The following is an 18,944-nucleotide window of genomic DNA, read 5'->3' on the forward strand; positions in this document are numbered from 1 at the left end:
ACCCGGCAGACGCCCCGGCAGACGCACCTGGCTCCGGCCCGTTGCGGACCCCGGGGCCTCTGCCCGGTCTCACCACAGGACGTGCAGCCGTTCGGGAACCCTCTTGATGTTGCCCGTCCTCCAGACCAGCTGGTCGACGGGCAGCGCCAGCCGCAGCCCGGGCAGGCGTTCCAGGAGCGCGCCGAGGGCCTCAGCCGCGTGCACGCGGGAGATGGCCGAGGCGGGGCAGTAGTGGCGGCCGGCGCCGAAGGACAGGTGGGCGTTGGGGGTGCGGTCGATGTCGAACGTGTCGGCGTCCTCGAATTGAACCGGGTCGAAGTTGGCGCCCTCCACACAGACGAGGACCAGCTCCCCGGCCCGCACCCACACCTCCCCGACCTGCACGTCGGCGGTGGCGATGCGGGGCAGCCCGTCCCCGATGGAGAGGGTGCAGCGCATCAGCTCCTCCACTGCCCGCGGCATCAGCTCCGGCTGCTCCCGCAGGCGGTCCATCGCCTCGGGGTGCCGCACCAAGGTGAGCACGGCGTGCAGCAGGAACACGTAGGTGCTCATCACTCCGGCCCCGAACAGCGAGGTGACCACGGCTGCGAGCATGTGGTCGGTCAACGCTGTGCCGTCCCGCGTCGGATCGTCCCGCAGCTCACACAGGGTGCGGATGAGCCCTCGCTGGGTGTTGCGGTCGGCACGGACGTGCCGCATGACGTAGGCGTAGTCCTTGTCCCAGTTGGCGGTGCACCCGTCGAATGCGGTGGGGCTCGTGAGGAAGCCGAGGTCCAGGCCGGACAGGAGCTTGCGTCCGTCCTCGGGCGGCAGGCCGAGCACTTCACAGGCGAGGGCGGCGGAGTAGGGCTCGGCGAACCGCTCCCGCAGATCGACCGGCGGCCCTTCGGCGACCATGTCGTCGATCAGTGCGTGCGCCTGCTCGCGCAGCCACTCCGGGGAGGCCGGGCCGGACCGGGGACCGAACGCCCGTAAGACTTCCTGGTGCAGTCCCGAGCTGTTGACGTTGCCCATGGTGTTGACGACCTCCGGCGGGATCGTCAGCGCGTACTGACGGGGCACACCGGGAGCGGCCGTCTCGCGCAGGCTGAAGCGTTCGTCCTCCAGGACCTGCTTGGCGAGAGCGTGGTTGCTGACCAGCCAGGCTTCGTCGCCGGTGAGGGTCCGTACGCGGGCGACCGGGCTCTCCCGGCGCAGCTGCGCGCACTCGGCGGGCACGACGTCGCCGCGCCGGGAGAGCGGCCAGGCAACGGATGCGTAGGGGGTGGTGGGTGTACCGGTGGGCCCGGTGGCTGCTGATGACATGCTGCTGTCTCCTCGTCGAGTCGTCGGTCGTCAGTGGTCAGTGGTCAGTGGTCAGTGGTCAGTGGTCAGTGGTCAGTGGTCAGTCGTGGCAGGCGACGACGGCATAGCCCTGGTTGTGTGCCGGCCGCAGACCGGCGGCCCGGTCGCTGAACAGCAGGCGCCCCATCCCCAGGACTGCGTGATAGCAGTGGGCGGAGGAGGGCACGCCCAGAATGCTCGGGCTGTCCACGAAGAACGGCAGCTCGGCATCGACGTAGTCCAGCGCCGCCTGTACCTGCGCCACGGTGGGGAAGGCTCCCGCATCCAGCCGCTTGGCCAGGAACTGATGCGCCATCGCGTCCCGGATCCCGCGCAGTTCCACATCGGTGCGCAACGCCTCCCGTGTCCGGGTCCGCACCTCCCGATAGGCGGGCTCGTCCACGAAGGCGGACAGCGGCCGTGCCCGCACGCGCTCCGCCGTGCCGCCGATGTCCTCCAACGCGCCCTGGATCCGCCGCCGGACGCCGCGCAGCTGCTTGGCGGCGCTCCTGCGGGCGTCCGCACGCCCGTAGCCGAGCGCCTCACACATCGTGTCCAGATACAGGTCGGCGTGGATGACGTCGACCACGGCGAAGTGCGCAGCCGCCCAGGACACCACTTCGGCCAGGCGCCGCCGGGTGAAGTAGCCGTTGCCCGTACTCACGCCGAATAACGCGTGATCGCCGCGTTTGACTATGTCCTCGCTCCGGGCGCCCAACGGCACGACGTCGACAGCGGCGGATGTGGTCGGACGCGGCGCACAGTTGTCTGACATGACTGCAACCCCCCAGAGTCAAGCAGGCATCTCGATGATTACTTACAGTGACTACTGTCGAGGCAAAGCTCCCCTTACGGGAGGGATCGCATGCGCGGTTCGCCTTAACGGGTGACGCTGAGCAACCAGAACAAGCCACCCCCGCCAGCACCCCCCACTCCCGGCAGCGCCCACGCCCACCCCCTGCCGCACCCGCCCCGTGCCCGGCGACCTGCCATGCGATCATCTGCTGATGCTGGAGATCGCGGGTTATGAAGCCGGTCCACTGGCGGACGGTTCGAGGTTCCTCGACCAACCGCTCTTCTGGCCGTGCCACCTCGGCTCAAGCCTGTGGGGCGAGGAAGCGCAGGCCATCGCTTTCGGCGCGGACTGGGACGACGCCCAGACGCTCCACGAGACCGTCTCGGCCTCGGACGAATGGCCCGTGTTCACCGTGCACCTGCACTCCGGGTACGCCATCCACGTCGTCTACCGCAACCTCGAAGGCGACCACGGCGTCGACTACCTGCTCTTCCACTCCGATTGGAAGGAGGCCGTCACCCTCGCCGTGGACGACGGCCACTTCATGGGACCAGGCCTGTCCTGGCCCGAACTGGAATCCGCGGCCGACCAGGAAGCCCGCGCGGGTGTCACAGACCCGGACGCCCGACTGCTCCTGCTCTTCCCCATGCTCGGGGATGCCGACATACCCGAATCCGCAGCACCCCGTCTCGCCGCTGCGCTGAACGCCCTCAGCGCCATCGAGGACCCGGTCGAATTCGCCGGCCTGCTCCTGCGCCGGCAGGGCCAGTGGACGTCCGCGAACTGGCGCGAGGACGGCGGCACCTGGATCTGTGACGGCTCACACAGCTACCGCAACCCGGTGAACCGTTTCGCCCTGTCGACGCCAACACCTGGAGGCAGCGAGCCACGTCCTGCGGGGACGGCAGGCGGACACCCCGTCCTTCACCGTGACGATCACCACAGACTGATGGCCCGACAGACCCCTTAAACGCCAAAGCCGCAGGTGCAATCGTTTCTTCACCTGCGGCTCGCAGTGGGGCGGGTGGGACTCGAACCCACGGCCGACGGATTATGAGTCCGCTGCTCTAACCGGCTGAGCTACCGCCCCTTCACGGCGTGGCGCGTACATGTGTGCGCGCCGTCTGCCGCAGCATAGCCGCTCATACGATCTCCTGCCTCGGATGCCTCGCATGATCGGCTTCGCCTGCTGAGGGAGACCGTTCTGAGGGCTGCCCGGTTCCAGGACCAGGGCAAAAAGAAAGAGGACCCGCACGAGGTCCTCTTCTTTCACGCTCCCCCGACTGGACTCGAACCAGTAACCTGCCGGTTAACAGCCGGCTGCTCTGCCAATTGAGCTACAGGGGACTGCGCTCCCCCGACTGGACTCGAACCAGTAACCTGCCGGTTAACAGCCGGCTGCTCTGCCAATTGAGCTACAGGGGATTGCTGCGGTGCGCCGAACAGCCCACCTCCGGCCTTGCCGGGGGGCGAGCGCCCGTTGCGAGTCATAGATTAGCGCAAGCAGGGGGGTGCTCCGCCAATCGGTATCGCCAGCCGGCCGGGCACCACACGACGAAGGGTGGCAGGCATGCGGTACAAGGTCACGTTCGTGGTCGGACTGGCCCTCGGGTACGTGCTCGGAACGCGCGCGGGGCGCGAGCGCTACGAGCAGATGAAGAAGTCCGCGCGGGAGATCGCGCAGAACCCGGCGGTGCGCAACGCCGCCGAGTCCGCCGGCCAGACGGGCCGCGAGTACGCCGGGAAGGCCTTCGCCGCCGTGAGCGACAAGGTCGGCAACGCGGTCCCCGCCTCCCTGGCCGGGCGGGTACGGGGTCTGCGCGACCGGGCCGGCGGCGGCTCCGAGGACGACTGGGGCACCAGCAACACCTGAGCCGGAAGGTTCCCCCGGAGCCGGACGGGATCCGGCGCCTCCGGGCGGCGGATCCCGGCCCGGCGTGCGGCAGAATTCTCCGTATGGGGATAGTCGCCGGGCTGGACAGTTCTTCCGCCTTCACTCGCATCGTCGTCTGTGACACCGACACGGGTGCCGTGCTGCGCCAGGGGTACGCACCCCATCCGCAGCCCGCGGGCGATCCCGAGAGCGTCCACCCCCACGAGACCGACCCTCAGGCCTGGCTGCTCTCCCTCGGCGAGGCCGCCGGCGGCGGGCTCCTCGAAGGGGTCCAGGCCATAGGGGTCTCCGCGCAGCAGCACGCCCTGCTGCCCCTGGACCAGCAGGGCGCCCTCGTACGTCCGGCCCTGGTCGGCAACGACAAGCGTGGCCAGGTCGCCGCCGCCGACCTCATCGAGGCGCTCGGCGGCCGGCACGCCTGGGCCGAGGCCGTGGGGTCCGTCCCGCAGTCCGCGCAGCCGGTGGCGAAGCTGGCCTGGCTGGCCCGCGCCGAGCCGGAGGCAGCCCGGCGGGTGGCCGTGCTGATGTCCGCGCACGACTGGCTGGTCTGGCAGCTGCTGGGCCGCCCCGCCCGGCGGACCACCGACCGGGGCGGCGCCTCGGGCACCGGGTACTGGTCGGCGGCCACCGGTTCGTACCGCCCCGACCTGGTCGAGCTGGCGCTCGGGCACATGGCGCTGCTGCCCGAGGTGCTCGGGCCGGCCGAGGCCGCCGGGATGACCCCGGAGGGGCTGCTGATCTCCGCGGGCACCGGGGAGACCATGGCCGCCGCGCTCGGTCTGGGCCTCGGGCCCGGCGACGCGGTGGTCTCGCTGGGCGCCTCCGGCTCGGTGATGGCCGTGCACCACGAGGCGCTGTCGGAGCCGGGCGGGCTGATCACCTCGCTGGCCGACGCCAGCGGCATGCACCTACCGGTGGTGAACACCTCCAATGCCGTACGGGCCCTGCGCGGCACCGCCGAGCTGCTGGGCACCGATCTCGAGGGGCTGTCCGCGCTCGCGCTGAAGTCGACGCCGGGCGCGCACGGCCTCGTACTCCTCCCGTACCTGGAGGGTGAGCGCACGCCCAACCTGCCGCACACCGCCGGGACCCTGTCCGGGCTGCGGCGGGACTCGATGAAGCCGGAGCACCTGGCCCGGGCCGCGTTCGAGGGCATGCTGTGCGGGCTGGTCGATGCGCTGGACGTGCTGCGTTCGCGCGGGGTCGAGATCCGCAGGGTGTTCCTGCTGGGCGCGGCGGCCGAGCTGCCCGCCGTACAGGCCGCAGCTCCGGGGCTGTTCGGCACGCAGATCGTCGTTCCGGCGCCGGCCGACTACGCGGCGCTGGGCGCTGCGCGCCAGGCGGCCTGGGCTCTCGGGGTGCAGCAGGGCACGCTGGCCCCGCACACCCCTCCGGTGTGGCCGGGCCCGGCGGCACAGGTCTTCGAGCCGGGCGAGGAGTACCCGGCCTGGCAGGCGGTGCGCCAGCAGTACGTCGCGACGCGGGAGCAGATCCACCCCGGGGCGTTCCAGGGGTAGAGCCCGTCCTCCCCTCGGGCGCGGGGCCTACTGCCGTCGCAGTAGGCCCGGCGGCCGGTCTACTCCTTTTGACCGGCCTTTGCGAAAAGCGGTGGGGATCGGAGCCGGGGTGGCCGAAGATGGGGTGAACCCCACGAACTGCCAACCGGAGCCTGCGCGTGCTCATACGACTTCTGCGGACCCATCTGAGTCCGTACCGGAAACCGATCGCCCTCCTGGTCCTGCTGCAACTGCTGCAGACAAGTGCGAGCCTCTACCTCCCCACGCTGAACGCGGACATCATCGACAACGGTGTCGTCAGCGGGGACACCGGCTACATCCTGCGCTTCGGCGCCCTGATGCTCGGCGTCTCCCTCGTCCAGCTCGGGTGCAACATCGGCGCCGTCTACTTCGGCGCCAGTACCGCGGCCGCCGTCGGCCGCGACATCCGCGCGTCCGTCTTCGACCGGGTGCAGAGCTTCTCCGCGCGGGAGCTCGGACAGTTCGGCGCGCCCTCGCTGATCACCCGCACGACGAACGACGTGCAGCAGATCCAGATGCTGGTGCTGATGACCTTCACGCTGATGGTCTCCGCGCCGATCATGTGCATCGGCGGCATCGCCATGGCCCTCTCGCTCGACGTGAAGCTGTCGGGCGTCCTGCTGGCCGTGGTCCCCGTCCTCGGCCTTTCGGTCGGCGCGATCGTCTTCAGGACGCGGCCGCTGTTCCGGAAGATGCAGGTCCGCCTGGACACCGTGAACCGGGTGCTGCGCGAGCAGATCACCGGCAACCGCGTCATCCGCGCGTTCGTCCGCGACGAGTACGAGAAGGACCGGTTCCGGGACGCCAACGCGGACCTGACCGGGGTCTCCCTCGCAGCCGGCAAGCTGCTCGCGCTGATGTTCCCGACCGTGATCGTGGTCGTGAACATCTCCAGCGTCGCCGTCATCTGGTTCGGCGCGATGCGCATCGACAGCGGCGGCATGGAGATCGGCCAGCTGACGGCCTTCCTCGCCTACCTGATGCAGATCGTCATGTCCGTGATGATGGCCACCTTCATGTTCATGATGGTGCCGCGCGCCGAGGTCTGCGCCGAGCGCGTCCAGGAGGTCCTGGACACCGAGTCCAGCGTGGTCCCGCCCGTCGACCCGGTCCGCAAGCTCCTCGCCCGCGGGCAGCTGGAGCTGCGCGGCGCCGACTTCCGCTACCCGGGCGCCGAGGCCCCGGTGCTGCGCGGGGTGGACCTGGTGGCCCGCCCCGGCGAGACCACGGCGGTGATCGGCTCCACCGGCAGCGGCAAGTCCACGCTGCTGGGCCTGGTTCCCCGGCTGTTCGACGCGACCGGCGGCCACGTGCTCGTCGACGGGGAGGACGTCCGCCGCATCGAGCCGGAGCTGCTGGCGAAGACGGTGGGCATGGTCCCGCAGAAGCCGTACCTCTTCTCCGGAACCGTCGCCTCCAACCTGCGGTACGGGCGTCCCGACGCCACCGACGAGGAGCTGTGGCACGCGCTCGAGGTGGCGCAGGCGAGGGACTTCGTGTCCGAACTGCAGGGCGGTCTGGACGCGCCCGTCACCCAGGGCGGAACGAACGTCTCCGGAGGCCAGCGCCAGCGCCTGGCCATCGCCCGCACGCTGGTGCAGAGCCCGGAGATCTACCTCTTCGACGACTCCTTCTCGGCCCTGGACTATGCGACGGACGCGGCGCTGCGCGCGGCGCTCGCCCGCGAGACCGAGGATGCGACGGTGGTCATCGTCGCGCAGCGGGTCTCCACGATCCGCGACGCCGACCGGATCATCGTGCTGGACGAGGGCCAGGTCGTGGGCGAGGGGCGCCACCACGAGCTGATGGCCGACAACGAGACCTACCGGGAGATCGTGCTCTCCCAGCTGACGGAGGCGGAGGCCGCATGAGCGGGCCCGGAGGACGGATGATGATGGGGCCGGCCGAGCGGTCCCTGGATTTCAAGGGCTCGGGCAAACGGCTGCTGCGCCAGATCGCGCACGACCGGGCCAAGCTGTGGGGCATGGTCGTCGCCGTCGTCGGCAGCGTCGGCTGCTCGGTCATCGGCCCGAAGATCCTCGGCGAGGCCACCGACCTGGTGTTCGCGGGCATCGTCGGCCGGCAGATGCCGGCCGGGATCACCAAGCAGCAGGCGCTGGACGGGCTGCGTGCCAAGGGCGAGGGCGGCATGGCGGACATGCTGTCCGGCACCGACTTCACCCCCGGCGAGGGCATCGACTTCGGTGCCGTCGGGGTCGTGGCGATCTGGGCGCTGGTGGTCTTCACCCTCGCCGGCCTGCTCATGCTGGTCGCGACGCGGCTGTCGAACCACATCATGAACGGCACCGTGTACCGGATGCGCGAGGAGCTGCAGGGGAAGCTGTCGCGGCTGCCGCTGTCGTACTTCGACCGGCAGAAGCGCGGTGAGGTGCTCAGCCGGGCCACCAACGACATCGACAACATCGGGCAGACGCTGCAGCAGACGATGGGTCAGCTGCTCAACTCGCTGCTGACGATCGTCGGCGTGCTGGCGATGATGTTGTGGATCTCTCCGCTGCTGGCGCTGGTCGCCCTGCTGACCATTCCGGTCTCGGTCTTCGTCGCGGCGAAGATCGGCAAGAAGTCGCAGCCGCAGTTCGTGGCGCAGTGGAAGTCCACGGGCGCGCTCAACGCGCACATCGAGGAGATGTACTCGGGCCACGCGCTGGTCAAGGTCTTCGGCCGGCAGAAGGAGTCCGCGGCCGTCTTCGCCGAGCAGAACGAGGCGCTGTACCGGGCCTCGTTCAAAGCGCAGCTGGTCAGCGGGATCATGCAGCCGGTGATGTTCTTCATCTCGAACATCAACTACGTGCTGGTGGCGGTCGTCGGCGGTCTGCGGGTGGCCTCGGGCACCCTGTCGATCGGTGACGTGCAGGCCTTCATCCAGTACTCGCGCCAGTTCTCGATGCCGCTGACGCAGGTCGCGTCGATGGCGAACCTGGTCCAGTCCGGTGTCGCCTCGGCGGAGCGGGTGTACGAGCTGCTGGACGCGGAGGAGCAGGAGCCGGACGCCGAGGTGCCGGAGCAGCCGGAGCAGCTGCGCGGCCAGGTCACGCTCGACAAGGTGGCCTTCCGGTACGAGCCGGACAAGCCGCTGATCGAGAACCTGTCGCTGAGCGTCGAGCCCGGCCACACGGTCGCGATCGTCGGCCCGACGGGCGCCGGCAAGACCACGCTGGTCAACCTGCTGATGCGGTTCTACGAGGTCACGGGCGGCGAGATCGCCCTCGACGGGGTGGACATCGCGAAGATGACCCGCGAGGAACTGCGCAGCGGCATCGGCATGGTGCTCCAGGACACGTGGCTGTTCGGCGGCACGATCGCGGAGAACATCGCCTACGGCGCGTCGCGCGAGGTCACGCGCGCCGAGATCGAGGAGGCGGCGCGGGCCGCCCACGCGGACCGGTTCATCCGCACCCTGCCGGACGGCTACGACACCGTGCTGGACGACGAGGGCGCGGGCGTCAGCGCGGGCGAGAAGCAGCTGATCACCATCGCCCGGGCGTTCCTGTCGGACCCGGTGATCCTGGTGCTCGACGAGGCGACGAGCTCGGTGGACACCCGTACCGAGGTGCTGATCCAGAAGGCGATGGCCCGCCTCGCGCACGGCCGTACGTCCTTCGTGATCGCGCACCGGCTGTCCACGATCCGCGATGCGGACGTGATCCTGGTGATGGAGAACGGCTCGATCGTGGAGCAGGGCACGCACGAGGAGCTGCTGGCGGCGGACGGCGCGTACGCGCGGCTGTACGCGGCGCAGTTCGCGCAGGCGGTGGCCGAGGTCGACTAGCGTCGGCCGTCGTGCCGTTCGCCGGTGGTGCCAGGGGGTGCCCTCTCAACAGGGGGCACCCCTTCTCCGTACTCAGTCCAGGTAGCCGCGGAGCTGGTCGGCGAAGGCGTGGTCGCGCAGCTTGTTGAGCGTCTTGGACTCGATCTGCCGGATCCGCTCGCGCGTCACGCCGAAGATCCGCCCGATCTCCTCCAGGGTGCGGGGCCGGCCGTCGGCCAGGCCGTAGCGCAGCTGCACGACCTTGCGCTCGCGCTCGCCGAGCGTCGACAGCACGGCTTCCAGGTGCTCGCGGAGCAGGAAGAACGCCGCGGACTCCATGGGCGAGGCCGCATCCCCGTCCTCGATCAGATCGCCGAGGGCGACGTCGTCCTCCTCGCCGACCGGCGCGTGGAGCGACACCGGCTCCTGGGCGAGGCGCAGCACCTCCAGGACCCGCTCGGGGGTCAGCTCGAGGTGGACGGCGACCTCTTCGGCGGTGGGCTCGTACCCGCGTTCCTGGAGCATGCGGCGCTGTACGCGCACGACGCGGTTGATCAGCTCCACGACATGCACGGGCACGCGGATGGTGCGGGCCTGGTCGGCGAGGGCCCGCGACATGGCCTGCCGGATCCACCAGGTGGCGTAGGTGGAGAACTTGTACCCGCGGGCGTAGTCGAACTTCTCAACGGCCCGGATGAGCCCGAGGTTCCCCTCCTGCACGAGGTCGAGCATGGTGAGCCCGCGGCCCACGTAGCGCTTCGCGACGGAGACGACGAGCCGCAGGTTCGACTCGATGAGGCGCCTCTTGGCCATGCGCCCCATGACGACGAGCTTGTCGAGGTCGAGGGCGAGCCGCAGGTCGAGGTCGGGGGTGTTGCCCAGCTTCTCCTCGGCGAAGAGTCCGGCTTCGACGCGGCGCGCGAGCTCGACCTCCTCGGCGGCGGAGAGCAGCGGGATCCTGCCTATCTCGCGCAGGTACTGCCGGAACAGGTCGGCGGAAGGGCTCGCTCCGCCGCTGTCCGCGCGCCGGCGCGGCTCGGGCACCTGCTCGATCAGCTCCAGCACCTCGGGCTCTTCGGGCTCCTCGTCCACGGCGTCGACCTCGGGCTCTTCACCCGCAGTGGCCTCGGTGTCATGGGCGGACGGGCTCACGTTGACGGTCAGGATCTGGGTCTGCACGGGGGCGACCTCCAGGGCTCCGAGGACGGGGGCACCGCACCTCAGTGTGGGGTACGACACATCACTGCCACGAGGGGCGTGCGAGCACTTTCTGAGTCCGGTGCGTGACCGGATGGTTACCCCCCGCCGGGAATCCCGATGCGGACCGGACGCATGTCCGAGAAGATCGATGCCATGTCCGAGTACGAAACCCACGTGACGGTGCGCTGCCCGGACCCGGGGGAGCCGGCGCGGCTCGAAGCGTGGGCCGGGGGGCGGGGGGCGGGGGGCGGGGGTTGAAGGTGACCCACATCCTGCTGGCCCGGGGCCGGATGGTGTCGCAGCCGATGCTGACGCTGCGGGACCGCACGGGCCACGAGACCCTGGTGCCGCGGCTGCGGGCGGCGGGCTTCGATCCGGTGCGCGTGAAGGTGGAGACGGTCCCGTGGACCACGGACCGGCCGGGCCCCGGGGGCGGCTACTTCGAGCACCACCTCAAGCTGCTGCTGCCCGCCGCGTTCGACCGGCCCGCCTTGGAGGCCCTGGTGACTCCGCACGGTGCCCACCTGCGCTGCTGGACCAGGTGTTCCGGCTGGCGCCCGAGCAGCCGCTGCCGAACCCGGGAGTGACCGCGGCGGACATCGCCGCGTACGGGAACGTCGGCCATGAGTGGAGCCACTTCACGGCCGAGTACCCGCACCTCTCCAGTTCCGAAGAGGACTACGCCCGGCGCCTGGTGGCGGCGCTGGTCCCGACCTTCGCGGGGGCTCCGGCCACGCCTAGGCCACGCCTAGGCCGGCTCGACGCGGACCGCGCAGACCTTGAATTCCGGCATGCGGGAGATGGGGTCCAGGGCCGGGTTGGTCAGGGAGTTGGCGCGGCCCTCGCCCGGCCAGTGGAACGGCATGAAGACCGTGTCCGCACGGATGGTGTCCGTGATGCGGGCCAGGGCCACGGCGCGGCCGCGGCGGGAGACGACCGCGAGCGGGGCGCCCTCGACCGCGCCGATACGGGACGCGAGGCGTGGGTGGAGTTCCACGAAGGCCCCGGGGGCGGCCGCGTTGAGCTCGTCCACGCGGCGGGTCTGGGCGCCCGACTGGTACTGGGCGACCACGCGGCCGGTGGTGAGCAGGACGGGGTACTCGGCGTCCGGGATCTCGGCCGCGTCGCGGTGGGAGACGGGGACGAAGCGGGCGCGGCCGTCGTCGGTGGCGAACCGGTCGAGGAACAGGCGCGGGGTGCCGGCGTGGGAGTCGTCCGGGCAGGGCCAGAAGACGCCCTGTTCGGCCTCGATGCGGGCGTAGGAGATGCCCGAGTAGTCCGCCGGGCCGCCGGCCGAGGCACGGCGGAGCTCCTCGAAAACCTCCTCGGGGGCGGTGGGGAAGCCTTTCTCGATGCCAAGACGGGATGCCAGCCCGTGCAGGACCTCCAGGTCGGTGCGCACCCCCGGCGGCGGGGTCAGGGCGCGGCGGCGCAGCAGGACGCGGCCCTCCAGGTTGGTGGTGGTGCCGGTCTCCTCCGCCCACTGGGTGACGGGGAGGACCACGTCGGCCAGGGCTGCCGTCTCGGAGAGGACCACGTCCGCCACCGCCAGGAAGTCCAGGGAGCGGATGCGGTCCTCGATGTGGGCGGCGCGGGGGGCCGAGACCACCGGGTTGGAGCCCATGAGGAGGAGGGCCTTCACCTCCGTGCCGAGGGCGTCGAGGAGTTCGTACGCACTGCGGCCGGGAGCGGGCAGGCTGTCGGGGTCGACGCCCCAGACCTCGGCTACGTGCGACCGCGCCGCGGGGTCGGTGAGCTTGCGGTAGCCGGGGAGCTGGTCGGCCTTCTGGCCGTGCTCGCGGCCGCCCTGGCCGTTGCCCTGGCCGGTGAGGCAGCCGTACCCGGAGTGCGGGCGGCCGGCGCGGCCGGTGGCCAGGCACAGGTTGATCCACGCGCCGACGGTGTCGGTGCCCTTGGACTGCTGCTCGGGTCCGCGGGCGGTCAGGACCATCGCGGAGGACGGCGCGCAGAACAGCGAGACCGCCTCGCGGAGTTTCGGGACGGGCACGCCGGTGATCCGCTCCACCAGCTCCGGCCAGTGCGCCATCGCCGCGGCCCGGGCCTCCTCCCAGCCGGTGGTCCGCTCGGCGATGAACTCCTCGTCGGTGCGGCCTTCGGAGACGACCAGGTGCAGCAGGCCCAGCGCGAGGGCCAGGTCCGTCCCGGGGCGGGGGGTGAGGTGCAGGTCGGCCTGCTCGGCGGTCCGGGTCCGGCGCGGGTCGATGACGATCAGCGTGCCGCCGTTCGCCTTGAGCTCGGTGAGGTAGCGCAGGGCGGGCGGCATGGTCTCGGCGAGGTTCGAGCCGACGAGGATGACGCAGCCGGTCCGCGGGATGTCCTCCAGGGGGAAGGGGAGTCCGCGGTCCAGTCCGAAGGCGCGCTGGTGGGCTGCTGCGGCCGAGGACATGCAGAAGCGGCCGTTGTAGTCGATCTGCGAGGTCCGCAGGGCGACCCGGGCGAACTTGCCGAGCGCGTAGGCCTTCTCGTTGGTCAGCCCGCCGCCGCCGAACACGCCGACGGCGTCGGGCCCGTGCGTACGGCCCGTGCGGGCGAGGCCCTCGGCGACGGTGTCGAGGGCCTCCTCCCAGGTGGCCGGCTCCAGCCGTCCGGCGTGGGTGCGGACGAGCGGCCCGGTCAGGCGCACCCGGGAGGAGAGCACGGCGGGGGCGGTACGCCCCTTGCCGCACAGCGCACCCCGGTTCACGGGGAAATCCGCCCGTTCCTCCACCACGACGCTCGCGCCGCCCGGCTCAGGGCGGAGGTTCATCCCGCACTGCAGCGCGCAGTACGGGCAGTGCGTGGCGGTGACGGAGTCCGGGGTGTGCATACGGCCCAGCCTGCGGCGGCGGTGTTACGCGGGCCGCCGCCTCCGGTTACACCTCCCGTACGGGCACCTCAGCGTGCCCGCGGACGCCCGGTGAGGCCCGCCGGACGCCTGTGAGGCCGCCGACGCCCGGTCGACGCCCACCGCCGCCTCCCGGCGGAGCCGGCCGCGTCCGGTCGGGGCCGCTACTACTGGCCGGTGAGGGTCCGGACGGTCAGGCCGGCCGTCCAGCCGCCGTCCACCGCGAGTTCGGCGCCGGTCATGTACGCGGCGGCGTCGGACAGGAGGAAGGCGACCGCCGCGGCTATCTCCTCAGGGGCGCCCACGCGGCCCATCGGGGCGCCGGGGAAGTTGCCCTCGCCCGGCTGGATGCCGACCGGAGCGGTCATCGGGGTCAGCGTCATGCCCGGGTGCACCGAGTTGACCCGGATCCTCGCCTCGGCGAGCTCGACCGCGCCGATCTTCGACAGGCCGCGCACGCCCCACTTGGAGGCCCCGTACCCCGCGGTGAGCGCCAGACCGGTGAGCCCGGCCGCGGACGAGATGTTGACGACGGAGCCGCCGCCGTTCGCCCGCAGCAGCGGTATCGCGGTCTTGATGCCGATGAAGGTGCCGACCAGGTTGATCTCGACGACCCGGCGGAAGTGTTCGACGCTCTCGTGCTCCAGGAGCTGCCCGGTGGGTATGCCGGCGTTGTTCACGAGCCCGTCGATCCGGCCGAACTCGGCCACCGCGTGGTCGAGGGCGGCCTGCCAGTCGGCCTCGCTCGTGACGTCGTGCCGCAGGAACCGCGCCGCGCCGCCCAGCTTCTCGGCCGTCTGGGCGCCCTCCGCCTCCAGCACGTCGGTGATCAGCACACTGCCGCCGCCGTCCACGACGGCCTGCGCTGCCGCCGCGCCCAGCCCCCGGGCTCCCCCGGTGATGACGACGGCCTTGCCGCTCAGATCCACAACAGCCACGGTTCCACACCCCTGACAGCGAGACGGACACACTCGTGTATGACTAATCGGCATAGACAGCCGACGGCGCGTCAGCTTGCCAGAGCACCCAGGGCCCGCGACACCCCCGGTTCCTTCGGCCCCATGAACCGCGGTTCCGGCTTGAAGGCCGCATCCAGCACTGCCTTGCCGGCCGCGAAGACCTCGCGCGTGCCGCCGTAGTACCAGGTCGAGTCGTGCTCGTCGTCCACCCCGACCCCGTACGCCTCCACCCCCGCCGCATCGCACAGCGCGACGGCCCGGCGTATGTGGAAGCCCTGGCTGATCAGCACGGCCCGCTTCACCCCGAAGATCTCCTTGGCCCGGACACAGGAGTCCCACGTGTCGAAGCCGGCGTAGTCGCTGACGATCCGGTCGCCCGGCACCCCGTGGGCGGTCAGGTACGTCCGCATCGCGTCGGGCTCGTCGTACTCGGTGCGGCTGTTGTCCCCGGTGACCAGCACGACCTTGGCCTTGCCGGTCCGGTACAGCTCGGCCGCCGCATCGAGCCGTCTGGCCAGATACGGGGTCGGACGCCCGTTCCACAGCCCCGCCCCGAACACCACCGCCACCTCGGTGGCCGGCGCATCGGCCGTGCTCCGCAGCCGGTCCGCGGCCACCGCATGCGTCCATGCCGACGGCAGCAGCGCCAGCACGAACGCGGCCGCCACCGCCTGGACGGCCCGCCGCCGCCCCGCCACCGTCCCCGTCCAGCCCGGCTTCAGCTTCAGCTTCAGCTTCATGGTCGATCCCCCCGTTGCGCCACACGCCGTTCGCACACATTGACGATCTACGCCCGGCCCCCAGTTCCCCCTCCCCCGCCTTTCACTCGGACGAATGAGCGGGTGAGCACATGGAAAACACCCGTCACCCCCGCGCAATGCCCACGCAACCTCCGGCCCGCAGGATCGGTTCATGACGGAGCTGGTGCACCCTCCCGAGTCCCTGTCCCTCTCGTTTCCCCCCGCCACGGCCACGGAGCTGCTGACCCGGATCACCACCCAACTCGGCATGCAGCTCAGCGGACTGCGCCCATGGCACACCGCGGGGGGCCGGTCCGACGGAGTCCGCCCATGCAGCCCACCCTCGTCGCCGTCGCCCACGGCAGCCGCGACCCCCGCGCCCTCCCTACCGTCCTGGCCCTCCTCGACCGGATCCGCGAGCTCCGCCCCCGCCTCGACGTCCGGCTCGGACACGTCGAGCTGAACCGGCCGCTGCTCGGCGAGACCCTCGGGGACACCACCGGCGCGGCCGTGCTCGTCCCGCTGCTCCTCGGCCGCGGCCACCACGTCAAGCGGGACCTCCCGGCGGCGGCCGCCCGCGCCGCCCACCTCGACACCCGCGTCGCCGCCCCGCTCGGCCCGCATCCCTTGCTGGTCGAGGCCCTGTACGAGCGCCTCCTCGAAGCCGGCCGGGCCCCCGGCGCGAGTACGGCCGTCGTACTCGCCGCCGCCGGCTCCCGCGACCCCGAGTCGGCGGCCGACACCCGCCGCACCGCCGCCCTGCTCTCCGAACGCCTGGGCGGCGCGGCCGTCGTACCGGCCTACGCCTCCGCCGCGGCCCCCACCGTCCCCGACGCCGTCCGCGCCCTCGCCGCCCGCGGCCACCACCGGATCGCCGTGGCCTCGTACTTCACCGCCCCCGGCCGCTTCGCCGCGCAGAGCGCCGCCGCCGCGCCCGGCCCGGCGGCGGCCCCGCTGGGCGACCACCCGGCCCTGGCCCGCCTCGTACTCCAGCGCTACGACGAGGCGCTGGCCCGGCAGCAGAGCCCCTTGGCCGCCCCGGCCGCCCTGACCTCCCTGAAACTGGCCACCGCATAAAGACCGCGTTGGCGCGGATTGCTCAGATTGGTCGCATTGTCGGTGCTTCCGGTTACCGTCTGAGCATGGAAGGCATGGAAGGCACCGCCAGCGCACCCGTCCGTCACCTCGACCCGAACGGCCCTTACGACGCTTCCGACACCGAGCGCTGGGCCGCCGAGCCCGACAAACGGCCCGGCCGGACCGCCTTCCAGCGCGACCGGGCCCGTGTACTGCACTCCGCCGCGCTGCGCCGCCTCGCCGGGAAGACCCAGGTGGTCACCCCCGGCAGCCGCTCGTACGACTGGGATGCCAGCCCGCGCACCCGGCTGACGCACTCCCTGGAGTGCGCCCAGGTCGGCCGCGAGCTCGGCGCGGCCCTCGGCTGCGATCCCGACCTCGTCGAGGCCGCCTGCCTCTCGCACGACATGGGCCACCCGCCCTTCGGGCACAACGGCGAGGAGGCGCTGAACGAGTTCGCCAAGGACTGCGGCGGCTTCGAGGGCAACGCCCAGTCGCTGCGCCTGCTGACCCGCCTGGAGCCGAAGCGGTTCGTGCCGGACCCGACCACCGGCGAGCTCGTCAGCGTCGGGCTCAACCTCACGCGGGCCTGCCTGGACGCCGCCACCAAGTACCCGTGGGCCCGCGGCGGCCACCCCACCGACCCCGACTCGGTCAAGTTCGGCGCGTACGACGACGACCTGCCGGTCTTCGAGTGGCTGCGGCGCGGCGCGCCCGCGGACCGCAAGTGCTTCGAGGCCCAGGTGATGGACTGGTCGGACGACGTGGCCTACTCCGTCCATGACTTCGAGGACGGCCTGCACGCCGGACACCTCGACCCCAACCTCCTCTTCGCCGAACCCGAGCGCACCGCCATCTGGCGTGTCGCGATCGGCCGTTACGTGCCGGCCGACACCGAGCCGGAGGAGCTGCGGGACGCCCTCGACCGGCTGATGGAGCAGGAGTGGTGGCCGCACGGGTACGACGGATCGGCCGTCGCCCAGGCCCGTCTCAAGGACGCCACCAGCCAGCTGATCGGCCGGTTCTGCCTGGCCGCCGAGGGCGCCACCCGCGAGGCGTACGGGTCCGGCCGGCTGACCCGGTACGCGGCCGAGCTGGTCGTCCCGCGCGAGGCGCGCAACGAGTGCGCGGTCCTCAAGGCCGTCGCCGATCTGTACGTGATGCAGCGCGACGAGCAGGAGCGGCTGCGCGCCGACCAGCGCATCGTCCTGGCCGAACTCGCCGAGGCGCTCAGCGCCCGCGCACCCGAGGGACTGGACCCGCAGTCCCGGGCGATCTTCGATACCGCGCCCGACGACAGAGCCCGCAAACGCGCGGTCATCGACCAGATCGCGGCGCTCACGGACGCCTCTGCGCGCTCCCTGCACGCCCGGCTCACGCGGCGCACGCGCCGGTCCGAAGGGTGAGCCGATCGGGCCACTCCCCCTTCACGCGGCAGGCTCAGTGCGGGACGCTCGCATGTGGTCGCATGTGGCGGAGAGGTTATGAGGAGGCATCAGGTGGTCGACGCACACCGGACATTCGTCATCGTCGGCGCAGGGCTTGCCGGAGCTAAGGCGGCCGAGACGCTGAGGTCCGAGGGGTTCACCGGGCGGGTGATCCTGATCGGCGACGAGCGCGACCATCCCTACGAACGGCCCCCGCTGTCCAAGGGGTACCTCCAGGGCAAGGAGGAGCGTGACAGCGTCTTCGTCCACGAGCCGTCCTGGTACGCCCGGGCCGATGTCGAGCTTCACCTCGGCCAGCCCGCGGTCCACCTGGACCGGGAGGCCAGGAAGGTGGTCCTCGGCGACGGCACGGCGCTGCACTACGACAAGCTGCTGCTGGCCACCGGGGCCGAGCCGCGCCGCCTCGACATCCCCGGCACGGGCCTGGCCGGGGTGCACCACCTGCGCCGGCTCGCCCACGCCGAGCGGCTGAAGGGCGTACTGGCCACCCTCGGTCGGGACAACGGCCATCTGCTGATCGCCGGGGCCGGCTGGATCGGTCTGGAGGTCGCCGCCGCGGCCCGCGGGTACGGGGCCGAGGTCACCGTGGTCGAGTCGCTGGCCACCCCGCTGCACGCGGTGCTCGGCCCGGAGATCGGCCGGCTCTTCGGGGACCTGCACGCCGAGCACGGGGTCCGCTTCCACTTCGGTTCGCGGCTCACCGAGATCATCGGGCACGACGGCATGGTGCTCGCGGCCCGGACCGACGACGGGGAGGAGCATCCGGCGCACGCCGTGCTGGCGGCGATCGGGGCGGCGCCGCGGACCGCGCTCGCCGAGACCTCCGGGCTGGCCCTGGTCGACCGGCAGCACGGCGGCGGCATCGCCGTGGACGCCTCGCTGCGGACCAGCGACCCGAACGTGTTCGCCGTCGGGGACGTGGCCGCCGCGCACCACCCGCTGCTCGGGACCCGGCTGCGGGTCGAGCACTGGGCGAACGCGCTCAACGGCGGCCCCGCCGCGGCGCGGGCGATGCTGGGGCAGGAGGTGTCGTACGACCGGGTGCCGTACTTCTTCTCCGACCAGTACGACGTGGGCCTCGAGTACTCCGGGTACGCCCCGGTGGGCGGCTACGACCAGGTGCTGATCCGCGGTGACGCGGCCAAGCGGGAGTTCATCGCGTTCTGGCTGTCGGAGGGGCGGGTGCTGGCCGGAATGAACGTGAATGTGTGGGATGTCACCGAGCACATCCAGGCCCTGATCCGGTCGAAGGCACAGGTCAACCGCGAGGCGCTGGCGGACCCATCGATTCCGCTTGACTCCCTGCTGCCGGCCGAGGGGGCCTGACGGGTTTGTCGGCGCCCGGCCGTAGACTT

15 protein-coding genes and 3 tRNA genes are annotated in these 18,944 nt (G+C 71.6%); 9 read left to right on the plus strand and 9 right to left on the minus strand.

The genetic code is table 11. The features are described from left to right. Window positions 1-69 precede the first annotated feature (69 nt). Window positions 70-1,305 carry a cytochrome P450 gene (locus tag AB0M76_RS07560; protein WP_365952028.1) on the minus strand — a complete coding sequence of 412 codons (1,236 nt, stop codon included), beginning with the start codon at window positions 1,303-1,305 and terminating at the stop codon, window positions 70-72. A 79-nt stretch (window positions 1,306-1,384) separates the two neighbouring features. Beyond that, the gene (locus AB0M76_RS07565; protein WP_365952029.1) at window positions 1,385-2,098 is read right to left on the minus strand and encodes a tRNA-dependent cyclodipeptide synthase; all 714 of its coding nucleotides are present in this window, start codon (window positions 2,096-2,098) and stop codon (window positions 1,385-1,387) included. Window positions 2,099-2,330: 232 nt separating this feature from the next. Here AB0M76_RS07565 and AB0M76_RS07570 point away from each other — a divergent pair, with 232 nt between their 5' ends. Beyond that, entirely contained in the window at window positions 2,331-3,089 is a 759-nt protein-coding gene (locus tag AB0M76_RS07570) for a hypothetical protein (RefSeq protein WP_365952030.1), read from the plus strand. Between the two features lie 46 nt (window positions 3,090-3,135). Here the strand turns inward: AB0M76_RS07570 and AB0M76_RS07575 are convergent. The 3 genes from AB0M76_RS07575 to AB0M76_RS07585 form a co-directional block, all read right to left on the minus strand. Then, window positions 3,136-3,209, minus strand: a tRNA-Ile gene (locus tag AB0M76_RS07575). A 184-nt stretch (window positions 3,210-3,393) separates the two neighbouring features. After that, window positions 3,394-3,466, minus strand: a tRNA-Asn gene (locus tag AB0M76_RS07580). Window positions 3,467-3,471: 5 nt separating this feature from the next. After that, window positions 3,472-3,544: transfer RNA gene (locus AB0M76_RS07585), tRNA-Asn, on the minus strand. Between the two features lie 145 nt (window positions 3,545-3,689). Between AB0M76_RS07585 and AB0M76_RS07590 the strand changes: the two genes are divergently transcribed. The 4 genes from AB0M76_RS07590 (at window position 3,690) to AB0M76_RS07605 (ending at window position 9,341) form a co-directional block, all read left to right on the plus strand. Next, window positions 3,690-3,992: a YtxH domain-containing protein gene (locus AB0M76_RS07590; protein ID WP_266667268.1), complete on the plus strand. Its 303-nt coding sequence runs from the start codon at window positions 3,690-3,692 to the stop codon at window positions 3,990-3,992. Window positions 3,993-4,075: 83 nt separating this feature from the next. Then, window positions 4,076-5,530: an FGGY family carbohydrate kinase gene (locus AB0M76_RS07595; protein WP_365952031.1), complete on the plus strand. Its 1,455-nt coding sequence runs from the start codon at window positions 4,076-4,078 to the stop codon at window positions 5,528-5,530. 158 nt (window positions 5,531-5,688) lie between these two features. After that, window positions 5,689-7,422, plus strand: coding sequence for an ABC transporter ATP-binding protein (locus AB0M76_RS07600; protein WP_365952032.1), 1,734 nt, complete (start codon window positions 5,689-5,691; stop codon window positions 7,420-7,422). After that, window positions 7,419-9,341 carry an ABC transporter ATP-binding protein gene (locus tag AB0M76_RS07605; protein ID WP_365952033.1) on the plus strand — a complete coding sequence of 641 codons (1,923 nt, stop codon included), beginning with the start codon at window positions 7,419-7,421 and terminating at the stop codon, window positions 9,339-9,341. The genes AB0M76_RS07600 and AB0M76_RS07605 overlap by 4 nt, the downstream gene beginning before the upstream one ends. 72 nt (window positions 9,342-9,413) lie before the next feature. Here AB0M76_RS07605 and AB0M76_RS07610 read toward each other — a convergent pair whose 3' ends face one another. After that, a complete protein-coding gene (locus tag AB0M76_RS07610) occupies window positions 9,414-10,499 on the minus strand; it encodes an RNA polymerase sigma factor (RefSeq protein ID WP_365952034.1) in 1,086 nt (361 codons plus the stop codon). Between the two features lie 281 nt (window positions 10,500-10,780). Here AB0M76_RS07610 and AB0M76_RS07615 point away from each other — a divergent pair, with 281 nt between their 5' ends. Then, complete coding sequence (locus AB0M76_RS07615) at window positions 10,781-11,107, plus strand: hypothetical protein (RefSeq protein ID WP_365952035.1); 327 nt, start codon at window positions 10,781-10,783, stop codon at window positions 11,105-11,107. 161 nt (window positions 11,108-11,268) lie between these two features. Here AB0M76_RS07615 and AB0M76_RS07620 read toward each other — a convergent pair whose 3' ends face one another. From AB0M76_RS07620 to AB0M76_RS07630, 3 genes are all read right to left on the minus strand, one after another. Continuing rightward, window positions 11,269-13,347, minus strand: coding sequence for a molybdopterin oxidoreductase family protein (locus AB0M76_RS07620; protein ID WP_365952036.1), 2,079 nt, complete (start codon window positions 13,345-13,347; stop codon window positions 11,269-11,271). 185 nt (window positions 13,348-13,532) lie between these two features. Continuing rightward, window positions 13,533-14,357, minus strand: a complete 825-nt coding sequence (locus AB0M76_RS07625) for a glucose 1-dehydrogenase (protein ID WP_365952037.1) — start codon at window positions 14,355-14,357, stop codon at window positions 13,533-13,535. A gap of 17 nt (window positions 14,358-14,374) precedes the next feature. Beyond that, window positions 14,375-15,064 carry an ElyC/SanA/YdcF family protein gene (locus tag AB0M76_RS07630; RefSeq protein WP_365952038.1) on the minus strand — a complete coding sequence of 230 codons (690 nt, stop codon included), beginning with the start codon at window positions 15,062-15,064 and terminating at the stop codon, window positions 14,375-14,377. A 330-nt stretch (window positions 15,065-15,394) separates the two neighbouring features. Here AB0M76_RS07630 and AB0M76_RS07635 point away from each other — a divergent pair, with 330 nt between their 5' ends. The 3 genes from AB0M76_RS07635 to AB0M76_RS07645 all read left to right on the plus strand — a co-directional run bounded on the left by AB0M76_RS07635 (window position 15,395) and on the right by AB0M76_RS07645 (window position 18,915). Continuing rightward, on the plus strand, window positions 15,395-16,141 hold the full coding sequence (locus tag AB0M76_RS07635) for a sirohydrochlorin chelatase (protein ID WP_365952039.1): 747 nt from the start codon (window positions 15,395-15,397) through the stop codon (window positions 16,139-16,141). 65 nt (window positions 16,142-16,206) lie between these two features. Further along, the gene (locus AB0M76_RS07640) at window positions 16,207-17,547 is read left to right on the plus strand and encodes a deoxyguanosinetriphosphate triphosphohydrolase (protein WP_365952040.1); all 1,341 of its coding nucleotides are present in this window, start codon (window positions 16,207-16,209) and stop codon (window positions 17,545-17,547) included. A gap of 93 nt (window positions 17,548-17,640) precedes the next feature. Beyond that, window positions 17,641-18,915: an FAD-dependent oxidoreductase gene (locus AB0M76_RS07645; protein ID WP_365952041.1), complete on the plus strand. Its 1,275-nt coding sequence runs from the start codon at window positions 17,641-17,643 to the stop codon at window positions 18,913-18,915. The last annotated feature ends 29 nt before the right edge of the window (window positions 18,916-18,944 follow it).

It is taken from the genome of Streptomyces sp. NPDC051364 (assembly GCF_040682115.1).
Classification (GTDB): Bacteria; Actinomycetota; Actinomycetes; order Streptomycetales; family Streptomycetaceae; genus Streptomyces.

What these genes read in the sequence shown, in the direction of transcription:
- AB0M76_RS07590 (WP_266667268.1), top strand. Translation starts at nt 3,690, where the DNA reads ATGCGGTACAAGGTCACGTTCGTGGTCGGACTGGCCCTCGGGTACGTG.
- AB0M76_RS07605 (WP_365952033.1), top strand. Translation starts at nt 7,419, where the DNA reads ATGAGCGGGCCCGGAGGACGGATGATGATGGGGCCGGCCGAGCGGTCC.
- AB0M76_RS07625 (WP_365952037.1), bottom strand. Translation starts at nt 14,357, where the DNA reads ATGCCGATTAGTCATACACGAGTGTGTCCGTCTCGCTGTCAGGGGTGT.
- AB0M76_RS07570 (WP_365952030.1), top strand. Translation starts at nt 2,331, where the DNA reads ATGCTGGAGATCGCGGGTTATGAAGCCGGTCCACTGGCGGACGGTTCG.
- AB0M76_RS07635 (WP_365952039.1), top strand. Translation starts at nt 15,395, where the DNA reads ATGCAGCCCACCCTCGTCGCCGTCGCCCACGGCAGCCGCGACCCCCGC.
- AB0M76_RS07565 (WP_365952029.1), bottom strand. Translation starts at nt 2,098, where the DNA reads ATGTCAGACAACTGTGCGCCGCGTCCGACCACATCCGCCGCTGTCGAC.
- AB0M76_RS07560 (WP_365952028.1), bottom strand. Translation starts at nt 1,305, where the DNA reads ATGTCATCAGCAGCCACCGGGCCCACCGGTACACCCACCACCCCCTAC.
- AB0M76_RS07595 (WP_365952031.1), top strand. Translation starts at nt 4,076, where the DNA reads ATGGGGATAGTCGCCGGGCTGGACAGTTCTTCCGCCTTCACTCGCATC.
- AB0M76_RS07620 (WP_365952036.1), bottom strand. Translation starts at nt 13,347, where the DNA reads ATGCACACCCCGGACTCCGTCACCGCCACGCACTGCCCGTACTGCGCG.
- AB0M76_RS07640 (WP_365952040.1), top strand. Translation starts at nt 16,207, where the DNA reads ATGGAAGGCATGGAAGGCACCGCCAGCGCACCCGTCCGTCACCTCGAC.
- AB0M76_RS07630 (WP_365952038.1), bottom strand. Translation starts at nt 15,064, where the DNA reads ATGAAGCTGAAGCTGAAGCTGAAGCCGGGCTGGACGGGGACGGTGGCG.